Annotated in this window: 15 protein-coding genes; 6 read left to right on the top strand and 9 right to left on the bottom strand. The window is 67.3% G+C overall.

Going from position 1 to position 17,515, the window contains the following annotated elements; translation table 11 throughout:
* Nucleotides 1-30: 30 nt before the first annotated feature.
* Complete coding sequence (gene grxD, locus ACZK4Z_RS19020; RefSeq protein ID WP_049421809.1) at nt 31-957, bottom strand: Grx4 family monothiol glutaredoxin; 927 nt, start codon at nt 955-957, stop codon at nt 31-33.
* Between the two features lie 59 nt (nt 958-1,016).
* Between grxD and ACZK4Z_RS19015 the strand changes: the two genes are divergently transcribed.
* Complete coding sequence (locus tag ACZK4Z_RS19015) at nt 1,017-1,796, top strand: polysaccharide deacetylase family protein (protein ID WP_125895592.1); 780 nt, start codon at nt 1,017-1,019, stop codon at nt 1,794-1,796.
* A 68-nt stretch (nt 1,797-1,864) separates the two neighbouring features.
* Here ACZK4Z_RS19015 and ACZK4Z_RS19010 read toward each other — a convergent pair whose 3' ends face one another.
* Genes ACZK4Z_RS19010 through ACZK4Z_RS19000 form a run of 3 tightly spaced genes read right to left on the bottom strand, consistent with a single transcriptional unit; the run spans nt 1,865 to nt 4,481 of the window.
* On the bottom strand, nt 1,865-2,581 hold the full coding sequence (locus tag ACZK4Z_RS19010) for a class I SAM-dependent methyltransferase (protein ID WP_125895591.1): 717 nt from the start codon (nt 2,579-2,581) through the stop codon (nt 1,865-1,867).
* Nucleotides 2,582-2,585: 4 nt separating this feature from the next.
* Nucleotides 2,586-3,203, bottom strand: coding sequence for an SGNH/GDSL hydrolase family protein (locus ACZK4Z_RS19005; protein WP_125895590.1), 618 nt, complete (start codon nt 3,201-3,203; stop codon nt 2,586-2,588).
* 3 nt (nt 3,204-3,206) lie between these two features.
* A complete protein-coding gene (locus ACZK4Z_RS19000) occupies nt 3,207-4,481 on the bottom strand; it encodes a pyridoxal phosphate-dependent aminotransferase (protein ID WP_125895589.1) in 1,275 nt (424 codons plus the stop codon).
* Nucleotides 4,482-4,595: 114 nt separating this feature from the next.
* On the opposite strand from ACZK4Z_RS19000, the gene rsgA reads away from it, so the two are divergent.
* Both rsgA and ACZK4Z_RS18990 read left to right on the top strand, forming a co-directional pair.
* Nucleotides 4,596-5,705 carry a ribosome small subunit-dependent GTPase A gene (gene rsgA, locus ACZK4Z_RS18995; RefSeq protein WP_032129866.1) on the top strand — a complete coding sequence of 370 codons (1,110 nt, stop codon included), beginning with the start codon at nt 4,596-4,598 and terminating at the stop codon, nt 5,703-5,705.
* Between the two features lie 227 nt (nt 5,706-5,932).
* Nucleotides 5,933-7,186: a flavohemoglobin expression-modulating QEGLA motif protein gene (locus tag ACZK4Z_RS18990; RefSeq protein ID WP_478450990.1), complete on the top strand. Its 1,254-nt coding sequence runs from the start codon at nt 5,933-5,935 to the stop codon at nt 7,184-7,186.
* Nucleotides 7,187-7,630: 444 nt separating this feature from the next.
* On the opposite strand, the gene ACZK4Z_RS18985 is transcribed toward ACZK4Z_RS18990, so the two are convergent.
* The 5 genes from ACZK4Z_RS18985 to ACZK4Z_RS18965 all read right to left on the bottom strand — a co-directional run bounded on the left by ACZK4Z_RS18985 (nt 7,631) and on the right by ACZK4Z_RS18965 (nt 14,129).
* Nucleotides 7,631-9,928 (bottom strand): TonB-dependent receptor, encoded by a 2,298-nt coding sequence (locus tag ACZK4Z_RS18985; protein WP_125895070.1) that lies wholly within the window; start codon nt 9,926-9,928, stop codon nt 7,631-7,633.
* 160 nt (nt 9,929-10,088) lie between these two features.
* Complete coding sequence (locus tag ACZK4Z_RS18980; protein ID WP_125895072.1) at nt 10,089-10,613, bottom strand: hypothetical protein; 525 nt, start codon at nt 10,611-10,613, stop codon at nt 10,089-10,091.
* A 207-nt stretch (nt 10,614-10,820) separates the two neighbouring features.
* Nucleotides 10,821-11,561, bottom strand: coding sequence for an acetoacetyl-CoA reductase (gene phbB, locus ACZK4Z_RS18975; protein ID WP_005419193.1), 741 nt, complete (start codon nt 11,559-11,561; stop codon nt 10,821-10,823).
* A 24-nt stretch (nt 11,562-11,585) separates the two neighbouring features.
* A complete protein-coding gene (locus tag ACZK4Z_RS18970) occupies nt 11,586-12,914 on the bottom strand; it encodes a CitMHS family transporter (RefSeq protein WP_125895106.1) in 1,329 nt (442 codons plus the stop codon).
* A gap of 75 nt (nt 12,915-12,989) precedes the next feature.
* Nucleotides 12,990-14,129, bottom strand: a complete 1,140-nt coding sequence (locus tag ACZK4Z_RS18965) for an OprO/OprP family phosphate-selective porin (protein WP_125895108.1) — start codon at nt 14,127-14,129, stop codon at nt 12,990-12,992.
* Between the two features lie 242 nt (nt 14,130-14,371).
* On the opposite strand from ACZK4Z_RS18965, the gene ACZK4Z_RS18960 reads away from it, so the two are divergent.
* From ACZK4Z_RS18960 to ACZK4Z_RS18950, 3 genes are read left to right on the top strand one after another with little or no spacing between them, the layout of a single operon-like run.
* On the top strand, nt 14,372-15,061 hold the full coding sequence (locus ACZK4Z_RS18960; RefSeq protein ID WP_049463657.1) for a response regulator transcription factor: 690 nt from the start codon (nt 14,372-14,374) through the stop codon (nt 15,059-15,061).
* Complete coding sequence (locus ACZK4Z_RS18955) at nt 15,054-16,445, top strand: sensor histidine kinase (RefSeq protein ID WP_049421788.1); 1,392 nt, start codon at nt 15,054-15,056, stop codon at nt 16,443-16,445. The genes ACZK4Z_RS18960 and ACZK4Z_RS18955 overlap by 8 nt, the downstream gene beginning before the upstream one ends.
* Nucleotides 16,442-17,497, top strand: a complete 1,056-nt coding sequence (locus ACZK4Z_RS18950; protein ID WP_125895074.1) for an ABC transporter substrate-binding protein — start codon at nt 16,442-16,444, stop codon at nt 17,495-17,497. The genes ACZK4Z_RS18955 and ACZK4Z_RS18950 overlap by 4 nt, the downstream gene beginning before the upstream one ends.
* Nucleotides 17,498-17,515 lie beyond the last annotated feature (18 nt).

Here is a 17,515-nt window from a genome sequence, read left to right as displayed (position 1 = left end):
AATCCCCTCCGTCCCCTTTTTCAGTGCCGATCAGTACTTCGGCACGCCGTTGTCCACGTCTTCCGACCAGGCGTTGATGCCGCCGGTGACGTTGAACACCTTGGTGAAGCCGAGGGCGCGGAACTGCTCGGCGGCCTGCGCGCTGCGGCCACCGTGGTGGCACATGAAGGCCAGTGCGGTGTCCTTCGGCAGGGCTTCCAGCGCGGCGCGGCCGTTGCCGTCGAAGCTCTTGAACGGTACGCCGACGGCTGCGATGGCGCGCTCGTCGGCCGGGCGCACGTCCACCAGGGTGATGTTGCCGGCGCGCACCAGGTCGTCGGCATCGCGCACGCTGATTTCCTGTACCGGCTTCGGCGCGTTCGGGTTGTCGATGGCCAGGCCCTTGCCGCGGATGTCGTCCACCCAGTCGATGGTGATGCCGTTGGCGCGACGCGCGCTGGCCAGGTCGAACTGCACGCGCAGGCCGTTGGACTCGGCGGCAATCGCGCCTTCGTCGTGCGGGGCCAGCTGGAAGTTCGGCTGGAAACCGGCGTCGATGGACAGCTGCAGGGCCGCGCCCGGGGCATCGGCCAGCGCGCCCTTGAGCATTTCCACGGCTGCCGGGGTGACGGTGATGCTCGGCGGGGTACGGTCCGGCGCAGCCAGGCCCAGCACGCTGCTCAGCTCGCCGCTGGCGGCCATCTGCAGCACGATGTCGCTGCCGCCGACCAGTTCGCCGTCGATGTACAGCTGCGGGATGGTCGGCCAGTCGCCGTAGGCCTTGATGCCTTCACGGATTTCCTGGTCGGCCAGCACGTTGACGTGGGCGAACTCGACGCCGAGGTCCTGCAGGGCGCCCACGGCCTTGGCCGAGAAACCGCACTGCGGCATCGACGGCTGGCCCTTCATGAACAGCACGACGCGGTTGGCGTTGAGGATGGATTCGATGCGCGAACGCAGGGCGGGATCGAGGGACATGGACGTCGGGGTTCCGGGAATTCGAATCATCAATTCTAACCCCCATGGCATCATGGGGGATGAGCAACGCAGGAACATTGCATCGCATCCCGCCCCGCCCCTGGCGCTGGCTGCCCTGGCTGGTGGCGTCGCAGCTGGCCGTGATCCTGGTCTGGGCCCTGGCCGGCTGGCAGTGGGGGCTGCCGCTGATGGTGGCCAGCCATGCGCTGTTCATGGTGCCGGTGTTCCTGCCCAACAGCCGCTTCTATGCGCCGGTGCTGAGCCGACTGCCGGAGGCCGGCAACACGGTATGGCTGACCATCGATGACGGTCCTGGCCCGGAAACCCGCGCCATGCTCGACCTGCTGGACCGCCACCAGGCGCGCGCCACCTTCTTCCTGGTGGGCGAACGTGCGCTGGCGCAGCCGGAACTGGTCGCCGAGATCCTGCGCCGTGGCCATGACCTGGGCAATCACAGCCACAGCCATCCGCAGGCGCGCTTCTGGCGGCTGGGCCCGGCGGCGATGCGCGCCGAGATCGAGGGCTGCCAGCATGCCCTGCAGGCGGTAAGCGGCCAGCCGGTGCGCTGGTACCGCTCGGTGGTGGGCATGACCAATCCGTTCGTGGCGCCGGTGCTGCAGCGGTTGGGGCTGGTCCGGGTAGGCTGGAGCGCGCGCGGCTACGACGGCGTCGGCTGCACGCCGGACGGCGTGCTGGCACGGTTGCTGCCGGATCTGCGCCCGGGCGCGATCGTGCTGCTGCACGAAGGTGCCGCCCATGGGCATAACCTGGTGATCATCGAGCGCGTGCTGCAGGCACTGCACGAGCGCGGGCTGAAGGCGCAGCTGCCGGCCGGATAACCGGTAGCGCCGGGCCACGCCCGGCGAGCGCAGCGGCATGGATGGAATCCGCCGGGCATGGCCCCGCGCTACCGGATGCGGTGCGCCACCAGCAGCCAGCTGTTGAACGGGGTACGCCCGTGCAGCGGCCGGGGCGACGTCACCTGCAATCCGGCCTCGATCAATGTCGCCTGCAACACCTGCGGATCGGGATAGTGGCGCGGTCGTGTGCCCATCCAGCCGATCAGCCAGGCCAGCCGGTCGGCGACCCGCGTGGTGCGGTCGCGGCCATCGCCGGTGGCCAGCGGTGTACGCAGCAACAGGCAGCCGCCGTGGGCCACCTGTGCGCTGGCCGCGCGCAGCAGGGCCTGCTGTGGGCCCGCGTCCAGATACTGAAGCACGTCCAGCAGCAGGACGTGCCCGGATTGGGCCGGCAGCGGCGCCTGCACATCCACGCAGTCGAAGCGCACGTCCTGCAGGTCGGCGGCAGCACGTTGCGCGCGGGTGATCTTGCCGGCATCCACGTCCACGCCCAGGTAATGCTGGGTACCGCCGCGCTGGCGCAGCACATGGGCGAACAGGCCCAGCCCGCAGCCCAGGTCCAGCACAGGCTGCCCATCGTCAGGCAGATGCTGCAGCACGCCGTCGTACAGCGGATCGCTGCCGAGCTTGCCGCGGGTGTAGTAGTAGTCGCGGCGGCTGCCCCAGGCCTGCGCTGGCCGGAATGCTTCTGCGATCAAGCGGGCCTGCGGGGCGGTCAGGGGCGTGCAGGGCAGGGGCGGGCCGTTCCGTGGCGTGCCGTCCATCGCCTCAGTCCGTGCCGCCAAGCAGATGCGCGGCCACCGGCAGAGCGCGCGCGCTCCACAGCGCATACATCCGCGCTGAAGGATGCAGGCCGTCCTCGGCAAACATCGTCGGGTCTTCGCCCTGCGCGCGGCTGATATCGGTGATGTCGACGAAGGCCACGCCCTGCTGGGTGCTGATCACCTCGGCAGCCGCGTTGAACTCGTCGGTCTCGATCTCGATGGCGGCCAGGTCGCGGCCACTGCCGGCGCCGAACGGGGTCGCACCCCAATCGGGGAAGGACAGCACCAGCACGCGGCCGGCGTCACCGCCAGCGAAGCCGATCGCCCGCTGCAGCAGCGCCTGGAACTGGCTGCGGTATTCGTCCAGCGGACGCCCGCGGTACTGGTTGTTGACGCCGATCAGCAGGCTGACGAAATCGAACGGCCCCTGCGGCGCGGCCGCATCGATGCCTGTATCAAGTTCGTCGGTGGTCCAGCCGGTGGTCGCAATGGTCTGCGGATCGGACAGCTCAGTGCCCTGTGCACGCAGCGCGGCAGCCAGCTGGTGCGGCCAGCGGCCTTCGACTGCAACCGCTTCACCGATGGTGTACGAATCGCCCAGCGCCAGGTAGGACAGGGTCACAGGTCAGGCCACCGAACGGCGCGGCTTCAGCGGCACGACCTTGGTCGCGTCCTCGGCACGGCGGGCCAGGGCACGGTCAATGCGCGCGAATACATCGCGCATCACCGAGGCTTCCGGCATCAGGGTCACGCGGAAATGGTGGCGGTAGGGCACGTTGAAGCTCGAGCCCGGCACCACCAGCACGCCCTCGTTGTTCATCAGGTCCAGCGCGAAGTTGTGGTCGTCGAAGCCCTTTGCCGCAGCGCCTACCACGGCCGGGAACGCGTACAGCGCACCGGAGGGAGCGACCAGCGACAGGTGCTCGCTGGCTTCGCAGGCTTCGATCACCGCACGGCGGGTTTCGTACAGGCGGCCGCCCGGCGTGCACAGCTCGGAAATGGTGTCCGGGCCGTTCACCGCGGCCTCGATGGCGTACTGGCCCGGCACGTTGGCGCACAGGCGCAGCGCACCGAGCAGGTCCAGCGCCGCGCGGAAGTCACCCAGGCGGGCATCGTCGCCGCTGAGGTGGGCCCAGCCCACGCGCCAGCCGCAGGCGCGGTGCACCTTGCTCAGGCCGCTGAAGGTCAGGCACGGATGATCACCGGCCAGCGGCGCGACCGGCTGGAACACCGCGTCGTCGTACAGGATCTGGTCGTAGATCTCATCAACCAGCAACAGCAGGTTGTGGCGGCGCGCGATCTCGACCACGCGCTCCAGCAGTTCGCGCGGGTAGCTTGCGCCGCTGGGGTTGTTCGGGTTGATCAGCACGATGGCGCGGGTGCGCGAGGACACCAGTGTCTCGATCTCGCTCGGGTCCGGCTGGAAGCCGTTCTCCGGTGCGCAGCGGTAGTACACCGGGCGGCCATCGTTGAGGATGGTCGAGGCCGACCACAGCGGGTAGTCGGGCGAGGGCACCAGCACTTCGTCGCCGGGATTGAGCAGCGCACGCAGCGACAGGTCGATCAGTTCGCTGACGCCATTGCCGAGGAAGACGCGGTCCGGGTGCGCATCGGGCGCGCCACGGCGGGCGTAGTAGCTGGCGATGGCTTCACGCGCGACCGGCAGGCCCTGCTGGTGCGTGTAGGGGTCGGTGCGGCCCATGTCGTCGGCGATCGCACGCTGAAGGTGCTCCGGCGCGCGGAAACCGAAGGCGCCGGGATTGCCGATGTTGAGCTTGATCAGCTTGCGGCCCTGCGCCTCCAGCTCCCGGGCTCGCCGCGCCAGTTCTCCGCGGATTTCGTAGCGCACTTCGGAAAGGCGCTCGCGGATGGCCAGGGGCTTGGGCGAGTTGGTGGACATGGGAGCTGGGCCGTCAAAAGGCATGGGGCTTCCATCCTACCGGAATTGCTGCAATGCATGGCAAGGGCTCCGGGCCCGTCATTGCTGGGCTGGCAGGGCGCCGGCACAGGTAGAATGGCGGCGATGACCCAGACCCCCGATTTCATCGCCCTGCAGACCATTGGCTGGCCCTGGCCGGGCCCGGCGCAGCAGGCCGACTGGCAGGCCGCGATGGCCGCACATCCGCAGGCCCGCCCGGCACGGGTGATCGAACAGCACCGCACCCACTACGTGGTGGCCGATGGCCCGGATGCGTCGATCAAGGCCGAGTCGCTGCCGGAATGGCAGCGCCCGCGCTTCCCCAGCCATGAACGGCCAGCGGTGGGTGACTGGGTGCTGCTCGATGGCATCCGCATCGTCGCCCTGCTGCCGCGGCGTACCGCGATCAAGCGCGGTGCGGCCGGCGAGCATTACCACCAGCAGGTGATCGCCGCCAACATCGATACGGTGTTCATCGTCTGTGGCCTGGATGCCGACTTCAATCCGCGCCGCATCGAACGCTACCTGCTGCTGGTCGGTGGTGGCGGTGCAGAGCCGGTGGTGGTGCTGACCAAGGCCGACCAGACCGAGTACAGCGAAGACGCACTGGCGGTGCTGGAAGAGCTGGAGATGCAGGGCATCGCGCTGCATGCGATCAACGGCCTGGATGCCGACAGCGTGGCGGTGCTGCAGCCGTGGCTGGGCCCGGGCCGCACGGTGGTGCTGGTCGGTTCCTCCGGTGCCGGCAAGTCCACGCTGACCAACACCCTGCTGGGCGAGCAGCGGATGAAGACCAACGCGGTGCGCGCCAACGATTCGCGCGGACGCCACACCACCACGCACCGCGCGCTGATGCCGCTGCCGACCGGCGCCTGCCTGATCGACACCCCGGGCATGCGCGAGCTGAAGCCGACCGGCGAAGAAACGCTGTCCGAAGGTGGCTTCGCCGACATCGAAGCGCTGGCCGCACAGTGCCGTTTCAACGACTGCAAGCACCAGCAGGAACCGGGCTGTGCCGTGCGTGCAGCGATCGAGGCCGGCGAGATCGAAGAGAGCCGGCTGCTGAACTACTTCAAGCTGAAGGAAGAAGTGGCCGCCGCTGCCGCCAAGCTGGCAGTACGCCAGGCCGAGACCGCGCAGGAACGCGGTGGCAAGAAGGGCAAGGGCCAGCAGTTCCGCCCGGCAGGCAAGCCGCGCAGGCGTTGATCGGTATCGCGGGGTCGGATCCCATTGCACCGCAATGGGCTCTGCCCCCTGCAATGAACCTGCGTCTGCCTGCTTCGGGTGGGTGCCAACTGCCCGCTCCTGGTAGGTGCCAACCTTGGTTGGCACGGATGTATCCGAAGTCCGCCTTCGGCGGATGCCAACCAAGGTTGGCAGCTACCCGATCCATTGCACCTACCAACGTGCGGGCAGAGCGCTATAGTCCGCGCATGGAACCGACTGCGACGCTGGACCGTGACGTGGCCCACCATGCAGCGCTCGATGCGCGCCTGGTCGAGGCCGTGGGAGGCATCCGCCTGCTGGGCCTGACCAGCTGGCCGGCGACGCTGCAGGCACCGTTCCTGGCCAGCGTGGCACGCGGCCAGCCGGTACTGCCGAAGGTGGACTACCCGAAGCTGGATTTCAGCGAGGAACGTCGTGCGCTGGCCGCGATTGCCGCCGACTGCGACGACAGCCATCCACTGGGTCACTACGTGCGGCAGTCAGCGCAGAGCTGGGACCTGGCTGCGCAGCTGCTGGAAGGACTGGGCACTGCCGCCGTCGACTCCTGTTCGGTGCAGCTGTTCGGCGCCCCCGAGCAGCCGTTGCCGGGCAATGGCCCGAGCACGCGCGAAGCGGCGCGCCACTTCATCCAGATCGCCGCCGAGCTGGACCACGAACTGCTGGCACCGGAAGAACAGGTGCCGGTCTCGGCCATCGCGCTGCAACTGCAGCTGCAGAACGATCTGGACGCGTTCTTCGAATCGCGCATCATCCAGGTACAGCTCGACCTGGAGCTGGTGTCCAAGGCCGCCGCCGGCCCGACCCGCATCCGCCTGCGCACCAGTGCACGCTTCAGCGCCTACGACCGCGCGCAGCTGTTCCACCATGAAGCGCTGGTGCATTCACTGACCGCCCTGAACGGCCGCGAGCAGCCGGTGCTGCCCAGCCTGGCACTGTCCTCGCCGCGGGTGACGGCAACCCAGGAAGGGCTGGCCACCTTCGCCGAGCAGATCACCGGCAGCATCGACATCGAGCGCCTCAAGCGCATCAGCCTGCGTACCGAAGCGATTGCGATGGCCCGCGAAGGTGCTGATTTCATCGAAGTGTTCCGCTATTTCTGCGATGCCGGGCAGAACGCGGAAGAGAGTTTCGCTTCGGCGCAGCGCGTGTTCCGTGGCGTGCCGCCGAGTGGCGGCCTGGCCTTCACCAAGGACACGGTGTACCTGCGCGGCCTGGTGTCGGTGCACACCTTCTTCCGCCACATGCTGGCCGAGGACCGCCTGCAGGTCTGCCGCTGGTTGTTTGCCGGCAAGATGAGCCTGACCGATGCGATCGCGTTCGCGCCGTTGTTCGATGCGGGGGTGCTGAAGCCGCCGCGTTGGCTGCCGCACTGGGTGAGCCGGGCGAATGGCCTGGCCGGGATGCTGGCGTTCTCGCTGTTCGCCAACCGGATACGGATGGACCAGCTGGCGCCGGAATGAAATGCGTTGGCGGCTTGTGGCGTCTTGATTGATATCGGAGAGAGCGGGGGGCTTGCGCTGGCCAGGACACGCCGCAAGTACGTCCCTGTAGGCTCGGCCACGGCATCCATGCCGTGGACGGTCCTGGCCAGCGCAAGCCCCCCGCTCCAGACAATTTCCTGCGAGACGGCCAGCAATCCACCAGAGGGATTGCGTTTGAAAAGCTTGAAAAGCAAATAGCCGGGCAGTGCCCGGCTCTTTGCTTTTGCTTTTGCTCTTGCTTTCAATTGCCTCCGCGCCGGCGCGGGGAACTGTCCAGCGTGGGTAGGCAGGCCCATGCAGGACCGTGAGGCGCATGGATGCGCCGATCGAGCCCCCATGGATGGGTTTACGGCGTGTCCTGCATGGGCCTGCCTACCCACGCCATGCAGGAACAATCAACGCGCCGCAGCGCCCGCTTTCGATTTAGAACTCCGCCGCCACCGTCATGAACAGCTGCCGCGGCGCACTCGCATGGATCGCATAGCGCGTGCCCTTCGGATCGGTCGGTGCGAACGAGCTCAGCTGGCCGGCGTAGCGCTTGTTGGTCAGGTTGGTCGCGTTCAACGACACCCGCACGTTACGCAGGCCCAGGCCCGGGCCGAAATCGTAGCCCGCACCGGCGTCGAAGGTAGTCACGCCCGGCACCGACTGGTCGTTGGTGTAAGTGTAGTAGCGCTTGCCGGTGTACTTGGCACGCAGGCTGGCGAAGAAGCCATCGCGGTTCCAGCTGATTTCACTGGAGGCCATGCGCTGCGGCGTATCCACTGTGATCTTGCCGGCCACCGGCACTACCGCGCCGCCGGACAGGTAGTCGTCCTCGTAGGTGGTCTTGTTCCAGGACAGCGCGTTGTACCACTGCAGGCCGTCGATCGGCTTGAGGATGAAGGTCAGTTCCGCGCCGTAGCTCTTCACCGAACCGACGTTGATGAAGCGCGTCACGCACTCCGGACGCGTGCCGACTTCGATGCTCGAGCACGGGTTCAGCGACAGCAGGCGGTTGTCGAACTTCACGTTGTAGGCAGCGATCGACGCCTGGTACTTCTCACCGAAAGTACGGAAACCGGCTTCCAGGCTCTTCGACTTCTCGGGCTCCAGGCCGACGCTGGCCGCGAACGATTCCGGCGACACCTGCAGCGGGCCGCCGCTGCCACCGCCGACGAAGGCAGCGATGTTTTCGGCATACGAGGCGAACAGCTCGTTGTTGGCGTTGAGCTTGAAGCCCAGGCCCAGCTGCGGCAGCACCGATTCCTTGGCAGTCAGCGTGCCCGAGGCGATGCTGGTTTCCACACCCGGGTTGGCGGTGGCGCGCATGCGGGTGTTGGGGCTCTTGATGCCGACGTCCACGGTCAGGCGCTGGTCGAGGAAGCGCATGCGGTCCTGTACGTAGAACTGGCGCGTGCGGATGTCGAAGTCCTGGTTGAACAGCAGGCGGTCCGGGTTCTTCAAGTACAGGTCGTCCAGGAACGGACCGCTGATGTAGTAGAAGTTGCGCGAGACGTTATGGTCGTTCTGCTCGTACCACAGGCCGGCTTCCAGCTCGTGGATACCGACCGTCCACGACAGTGCGGCGGTCAGGCCATCGCGGTTGATCGTGTAGTTGGTGCTGCGGATCGAGATCGGCAACATCTTGTCGGTGCCAGGGTAGGACGGCTGGCCCGGTGCCCACCAGTGGCCCTGGCCACGGTTGTCGTGGTGATAGGCCAGCAGCTTCAGGCGACCCTGCTCGCCCAGACGCAGGTCGGCATCCACCGAGTACAGGTTGTCGTCACGCAGTGCACGGCTCTGGTAGTACGCATCGTCGATGCTGTTGACGCCACCGCTGAACTTGCACTTGCTGCGGTCCAGCGTGCCCGGTGCGCAGTATGCGGCGGCGACGGCGCGATCCCAGTCCGGCGCGTAGATGTTCCAGTCATAGCCCAGGCCGCGCGCCAGCATGTCCTTGGACAGATAGGCGTAGTTGGCCTGGCTGGCGCGCGAGGTGGCCACGAACGCACCGAAACGATGGTCGCCCACGTTCCACACCGCCTTGGCGTTGAACTGGCGGGTGGTCTGGTTCTGGTACGGCGCAGCCCACATGTCCTGGTCCTGGTGCACGCCGGACACATAGGCCGAGAAGCCGTTGATGTCGCCGGTATCCACGCGCAGGTAGCCACGGCGCTGGCTGTTGTCGCCAACGGTGACGCTGGCGCGACCGCCGAATTCGGTGGACGGGTCCATCGAGAAGTACTGGATGGTGCCGCCCAGGTTGCTGGTCGAGGCCACGCCCAGCGAACCGATGCCCTGCGACAGCTCGGCGCCGGCCAGGTTCTCGGCGATGATCGCGCGGGCGATGCTCAGGCCGTTGTAGTTGCCGTAGCTGTTGTCGCCCAGCGGGATGCCGTCCAGCGTGTAGCCCAGGCGGCTCTTGTCGAAGCCACGCAGGCTGATGGTCTGCGATTCCTCGTTGGCACCGAAGGCGTCGTTGGACTGCACCGACACGCCCGGCAGGCGATCGAGGATCTTCTGGCCGCTGGTGCCCGGCGGCAGCACCTGCTTGTCGACGGCGGTGATGCGCTGCACCTGGCGGGTCTCGCCCTGGCCGATCACGGAGACGGTATCCAGCGTCTGCGCGCTCAGCGCGGCATCGGTGCTGGCGCCGGCATCGGCGGCGGTGGCGGCATGGGCGCTGGCGGCGGCGGAGAGCGCGATCGCCACGGCGATCGTCAGGTGTCGGGTCTGCATGGTGGTCCGTTGCATTGGGGGTGGTCACCGGCACGCGTGCGCGGTGCATGGCCACTATGCGAACGGAACATGAAACCTTCTTTACGGAAAACCAACGAACGATGCAGGGCAGTGGTGTGCGTCCTGCAACCTGTTCGTCATGGTGGTATGCCGGAGAGAATCAGAAGCGCTCACCGGGCCACCTGAATTTGAGCTGGTCCATGCAGTCACGATCATGTTCGGAGAATGAGAACCCGATCTGGATGCCGTTCAGTACCGTGCCGAACACCGTCGACTCGTCCAGACTATGCCCTGACGGGACGGAAAGGACGTTGAAGTCGGGGTAGCGACGACCCATCTGCTTTCGCGAGATGCAGGCGCCGCCCAGCGACAGCGTAATGCCTTTGATGATTCGCCCCGACGCGTCGGTGTGGATCTGGCCAGAAGGCCCCTTGATCCTTCCGGCGACCACGAATGGCGCCAGATCGATGGTGGCGCTGTCGCCCCGGCCCCTTCCTGCTTCCGAACGCGGGCCGGCCGGAGCCAGGGGGGACAGCTGCGCGACAAGGTCAGAGCGTGCCAGTTGCAAGGACCAGCGCTCCACGAGCCGCCAGGTTGCGTCCGCCTCTTCTGCAGTGGCAGCGGGTGGGGTTGCCGCCAGTGGCGTGGTGGCGACCGCAACAAGCGCAATCAGCATTGCACGCATGCCAACCTCCTTGATCCGCGATGTCAGCCGTTCGTCCATTGGGCACGGCAAGCGCTGGCAGGTATAGCACCGGTTCTGCCGATGCATCGGGAAGTGCGTCTCAGAAATGCAGAAACAAAAAGGGGCCGGATCCCCCTCGCGAACGAAGGTTCACCGGCCCCGCGCACTCCGTGGGGGAGGCGGTCCACGCGCTGCGTGGAGACGGGCTCAACCCATGTACAGGCCACCGTTGACCGGATAATCGGCGCCGGTCACGTACGAGGCTTCGTCCGAGGCCAGCCATGCGCACAGGCCGGCCACTTCTTCCGGACGGCCCAGGCGTCGCACCGGCACCGAGGCGGCCAGCCGGTCCAGCACGTCCGGCGGGAAGCTGCTGATCGCCTGGCTGGCGATGTAGCCCGGCGACAGCGTGTTGACGGTGACCCCGCGTGAGGCCACTTCGGCGGCCAGCGCACGGCTGAAACCATGCATCGCGGCCTTGGCGGTGGCGTAGTTCACCTGGCCGATCTGGCCCTTGTGGGCGCTGACCGAACCGATGTTGATGATGCGGCCCCAGCCCCGCGTGGCCATACCGTCGACCACCTGCTTGGTGAGGTTGAACAGCGCATTGAGGTTGGAGGCGATCACCGCGTTCCAGTCCTCCACCGTCATCTGCCGGAACAGCAGGTCGCGACTGCCACCGGAGTTGTTGACCAGCACGTCCACTTCACCGACTTCGGCGCGGACCTTGGCAAACGCCGCGCTGGTCGAGGCCCAGTCGGTCGCGTTGCCTTCGGAGGCGATGAAGTCGAAGCCCTGTTCGCGCTGCTCGCGCAGCCAGTTGGCCTTGCGCGGTGAGTTCGGCGCGCAACCGGCGACCACGGTGTGGCCGCTGCGGGCCAGGCTCTGGCAGATGGCAGTACCGACACTGCCCATGCCGCTGGTGACGTAAGCGATTCGAAGCGTCATTGCAGAAGGCTCCTTGATAAGGGGTCAGGCCGCGAGCGGGTACAGGCCGAACAGCAGGCTGCCGACCATCAGCAGCATCGAGATGGCGATGGCCCACTTCAGGGTGAACTTCTGGTGGTCGGCGAACTCGACCTTGGCCAGGCCCACCAGCAGGTAGGTGGACGGCACCAGCGGGCTGAGCAGGTGCACCGGCTGACCGGCCAGCGAGGCGCGCGCCATTTCCACCGGGGTGATGCCGTAGTTGCCGGCGGCTTCGGACAGGATCGGCAGCACGCCGAAGTAGAACGCGTCGTTGGACATGAAGAAGGTGAACGGCATCGACGCCACCGCCGTGATCACCGCCAGGTACGGGCCCCACGATTCCGGGATCACCGCCAGGAAGCTGTGCGACATCGCTTCGACCATGCCAGTGTTGTTGAGGATGCCGGTGAAGATGCCTGCGGCGAAGATCAGCGACACCACCGACAGCACGTTGCCGGCGTGGTTGACTACGCGGCGGCGCTGTTCGGCCAGGTTCGGGTAGTTGATCACCAGGGCGATGGCGAAGCCGACCATGAACAGCACCGGCATCGGCAGCACGCCGATGATCAGCGCCGTCATCAGCGCCACGGTCAGGGCCAGGTTGACCCACAGCAGCTTCGGACGCTTGATGTCCTCGGCGTCTTCCACGGTCGGCAGCGCATTGCTGTCGTCGGACACGCTGTTGTCCATCCAGCTGCCACCCTTGGGCAGGGTCACCACGCCCAGGCGACGGCGTTCCTTCAGGCCCAGGTACCAGGCCAGCAGCAGCACGCCGGCACAGGCGATCACCATCGACGGGATCAGCGGCACGAACACATCGGCCGGGTCCACGTGCAGCGCGGTGGCCGCGCGGGCGGTCGGGCCGCCCCACGGGGTCAGGTTCATCACGCCGCCGGCGAGGATGGTCACGCAGGTCATGTTCAGCGCGTTCATGCCCAGCCGCTGGTACAACGGCAGCATCGCCGAGACGGTGATCATGTAGGTGGTCGAGCCATCACCGTCCAGCGAGATCAGCATCGCCAGCACCGCGGTGCCGAGCACGATCTTCATCGGATCGCCCTTCACGAAGCGCAGGATCACCCGCACCAGTGGATCGAACAGGCCGGCGTCGATCATCACCCCGAAGTAGAGGATGGCGAACATCAGCATCACGCCGGTCGGCGCGATCTTCTTGATGCCCTCCAGCATCATCTCGTCGATGTTGGCGCCGAAGCCGCCGATCAGCGCGAACAGGATGGGGATGGTGATCAGGGCGACGAGCGGCGACAGGCGTTTGCTCATGATCAAGTACATGAACGTAATGACCATGCCAAAGCCGAGGATGCTCAGCATCATCTGCGGACTCCTTGCGAAAACAGGACGTGGGGGAGTGGAAGGGGCCCGGGCGGCATGCCCGGAATATCAGGTCTAGAAGTCGTACTGCAGGCGGCCGGTGACCGCACGCGTGCGGTCCACCGTGATCCCGGCGAGGCGGTCGCGGTTGCGGCTTTCGATCACGTTGAGCATGAAGCGCAGGTTGTCGCGCAGGTACCAGTTGCCACCCAGCGTCCACGCTTCGGTGCTGCCGCGGCGCAGGTCCGGTGCACCATCGAGGTGCTGTGCGCCCCACATCTGGTCGTAGCGCAGCGCCACTTCGAAGGCACCGGCCTTGTGCCGGATGTCCTTCACCCGCGCGAAGCGGCCGGTCTTGCGGTCGTAGGCGCGGCTTTCGCCGGTGACGAACCAGCTGAGCATGCCGTAGGCGGCCATTACGTCGCCGCGCTGCGCGCCGTCATCGAAGGTGGCGCCACTGAACTCGCCCTGCCACGACAGCGGGCCGCGCACCTGCGCGTATTCCAGCGACCACTTGTTGACATCGGTATCGCGGCCGGCGGAGAAGTCGACCAGGGTCAGGCGGCTCTCGTCGGACAGGTGGCCGGCCGGGCGCGGGCGGATGCGCAGGCCAGGCACGCCATTGGCGCCGGGGTTGTCGTAGGCCTCACGGGCCAGCGACAGGCCCAGGTGCAGCACGTCGCCATCGCTGGGCGAGGGCGCCCAGGTGACGCGGCCACCGGCGGCACGGCCCTTCACCTGCCAGGCGTCGATGCTTTCCAGGCTGTAGATGCTGGCCGCCCAGGTGAAGTCACCGGGGTTGGCCTGCCACGACGCACCCAGGCGGTACAGCGGCGCCAGCGTGGTGCCGGCGTTGCCGCGCTCCAGGAAGCTGCCGTAGTTGGAGCTGGTGCGGTCATCCAGCGAGAAGTACTGCTTGAACTGGCCCACGGTCAGCTTGCCGGCCTTGCCGAAGCTGCGTGCCAGGTACACGTCCTTGGCCTCGACGCGGTCGCCGGAGAAATCGGCTTCCAGCTTGTAGTCGACCACGAAGAACTTGCCGGACACGTCCAGCCAGGCGCGACGGATCTCGGTGTCGTCCTTGTTCGGCGTACCGCGGTTGTCGTTGTCGAAGGTGGCGAAGTCCAGGTGCAGGCGGCCTCCGAGCGAGGCCGTGACCGGACGGTCGTCTTCGGCGGCAAAGGCCGGCGCCGACAGGGCAGCCAGCGCCATCATGGCGGCAGGGCGCCGCCAGGCAAACGTGAATTCCACAAACCCTCCCAGGTGCGCGCCAGGCGCGCGGCAATCGTGGGCACCGGACGGTGCGCGGCCGCAGTCTGGGTCGGGCAAGCTGTCATCGTCCTGTCAACAGATTGTGCGGTGCAGCGTAAAACCGGCCGCTGCGCTCACTGGGCCACGCCCGGCAAGCGCGGCGGCGGCATGCGGTAGCATTCGTTTCCCCTCCCACCCGTGTGCCCATGCGCCTGCTGCTGGTCGAAGACAACCCGGATCTGGCCGATGCGATCATCCGTCGCATGCGTCGCAGCGGCCACGCCGTGGACTGGCAGGCCGATGGCCTGGCCGCCGCCAGCGTGCTGCGCTACCAGAGCTTCGACCTGGTGGTGCTGGATATCGGCCTGCCCAAGCTCGATGGCCTGCGCGTGCTGGCCGGCATGCGCGAGCGCGGCGACAGCACACCGGTGCTGATGCTGACCGCGCGCGACGGCATCGAAGACCGTGTGCAGGCGCTGGACGTCGGCGCCGACGATTACCTGGGCAAGCCGTTCGATTTCCGCGAGTTCGAAGCGCGCTGCCGCGTGCTGCTGCGACGCGCGCGCGGCCAGGCCAGCGAAGTGGTGCAGATCGGTGGCTTCCAGTTCGACAATGCCGCGCACCGGGTCAGCCTCGACGGCGAACCGATCGAACTGCCGAACCGCGAGTACCGGCTGCTGGAGATCCTGGTCGGCCGCCTCGGCCAGGTGGTCGGCAAGGATGAGATAGGCAACGGGCTGTTCGGCTTCGATGACGAGGCCGGCCCGAATGCCATCGAGCTGTATGTGGGGCGCCTGAGAAAGAAGCTGGCAGGTGCACCGCTGCGCATCACCACGGTGCGCGGCGTTGGCTACCTGCTGGAAGCCAGTGATGACAGCGCCGACGCCGATGGCTGACGCGCGTACCGCGAACGCCGCACCGGGCTCGCTGCGGCGCACGCTGCTGCTCTACCTCGGCGCGTTGCTGGCGGTGTTCGCGGTGGCTCTGCTGTTTGCCGCGCGCGGCTATGGCCAGCGCGCCGCCAACCGTTCCTACGATCACCTGTTGGTGTCCTCGGCGTTGTCCATTGCCGATTCGGTGGCCCTGGTCGATGGCCAATGGCAGGTCGATCTGCCCTATGCGGCGCTGGACCTGCTGGCGATGGCCCCGGAAGACCGCGTGTTCTATCGGGTCGCCGACAGCCGTGGCAACCTGATCACCGGCTATGGCGACCTGCCGGCGCCGCCTCGCCGGCCCGGCACGCAACCGCAGTTGTTCGATGCCGCCTACAGCGGCGAGACCGTGCGCTTCGTGGTGGTCGGCCGCAGTTTCGCCGCCGCCTCGGCGCAGGGCGAAGTACAGGTGCAGGTCGGCCAGACCCGGCGTGCGCGTGAAGCGGTCGCGCAGGACATGGTCAACCGCGCACTGCTGGCGATCGGTGTGCTGTCCGGCCTGCTGCTGGCGCTGGTGGCCTTTGGCGTGCATCGCGCATTCCGGCCATTGGTGCGGGTGGAACGCGAGCTGTCACGCCGCGAGCCCTCTGACCTGAAGCCGCTGGATGCCCGTGTACCGCGCGAGATGGACCAGATGGTGGCGGCGTTGAACCGCTTCATGGAACGGCTGTCCAGCAGCAACGAGACGCTGCGCGCGTTCATGGCCGAGGCCGCGCACCAGATGCGCACGCCGTTAGCGGCATTGCGTGCGCAGGCACAGCTGGCGTTGGATGACGACGATCCCGAAGACATGCGGCGCAGCCTGCAGGCGATCGAGCGCAACGCCACCCACATGAGCCGGTTGTTGAATCAGTTGCTCAGCGATGCCAGCGTGATCCATCGTTCGCATCTGCAGCGCTTTGCTGCAGTGGATCTGGCCGAGACCGTGCACCAGGCCCTGCATGAAGCGCTGCCGCAGGCCGGCCCGGCGCCGCGCGTGCAGCTGGCGATGACTGCCGAGCCGGTACAGGTGCATGGCGATGCGCTGCTGCTGCGCGAGGCGATCAAGAACCTGGTCGACAATGCACTCAAGTACGGCGGCGACGGTCCGTTGCAGATCGCATTGACCGTGGAAGGCGGGCAGGCCGTGCTGACCATCGCCGACCACGGTGCCGGCATTGCCGCCGCCGATGCCGAACGCGTGTTCGAGCGCTTCGCCCGTGGCGAGGGCGCGCCGTCCGGCGGCGCCGGGCTGGGCCTGGCCATCGTCAAGCGCGTGGTCGACAGCCATGGCGGCCGCATCGATCTCAGCAACCGTCCGCAGGGTGGTTTGATCGCTACCATCCGCCTGCCCCGGAGCAGTTCATGATCCGCCTGTTCGCCACCGCCGTTGCCCTGCTGTTGGCCCTGCCGGTGCTGGCCGCGCCCGGCGATGTGCGCCGTTTTCCCGCACAGGCAAAGACCACGGCGCAGCTGCGCATCCACGGCACCACCGACATCGAAGTGTTCGCGGTGGTCATCGCCGACTACCAGCGGCTGCACCCGGGCACCGAAGTGGTGTACGAGGACATCATCACCCAGGACCTGTACGCGCGGTACCTGCACGACCGCGGCGGACCGGCATCGCCGGACCTGCTGATCTCCAGTGGCATGGACCTGCAGACCAAGCTGGTCAACGATGGTCATGCACTGCCGCACCGCTCCGCTCAGACCACCGCGCTGCCGGCCTGGGCGCAGTGGCGCAACGAGGCATTCGGCATCAGCTATGAGCCGGTGGTGATGGTCTACAACACCCGCGCGCTGACGGCTGCGAGGGTGCCGCACACGCGCCGGCAACTGCTGGACCGGTTGCGCGCCGAAGGTGCACCGCTGCGCGGCAGGGTCGGCACCTATGACATCGAACGCAGCAGCGTCGGCTACCTGCTGTCAACGCAGGATGCGCAGCGTGGCAGCATCGCCGGTGCGCTGCTGGGCGCGCTGGGCGACAACGACGTGGTGCGCGAGGAGCGCACCGGCGTGCTACTGGACAAGGTGGCCAGCGGACAGCTGTCGCTGGTCTACAACGTGCTCGGCTCTTACGCGCAGGCGCGCATCGACGCGGGTGCTCCGCTGGCGATTGTGGAGCCTGAGGACTACACGCTGGTGGTACTGCGTACCGCGGTGATTCCACGCACCGGCCCACACCCGGAAGAAGCCCGGCGCTTCCTCGACTACCTGTTGTCGCCGCGTGGCCAGCAGGTGCTGTCACGCGAGGCACGGCTGATGCCGATCGTGACCGGCAACGCACGTGGCGACGATGCACCCGGCCGCAGCCGTCGCCCGATCCAGCTGGGCCCGGGCCTGCTGGTGTACCTGGATGCACTCAAGCGCCGCCAGTTCCTCGATGCCTGGCGCAGCAGCGTGGAGCCGGCAGGGCGCTGAGGCGACGGCCTGCCCGTA

It is taken from the genome of Stenotrophomonas sp. 71799_Sma, assembly GCF_056482505.1.
Note: the sequence above shows the minus strand (reverse complement) of the source record. Positions and strands in the feature narration are given on the sequence as shown.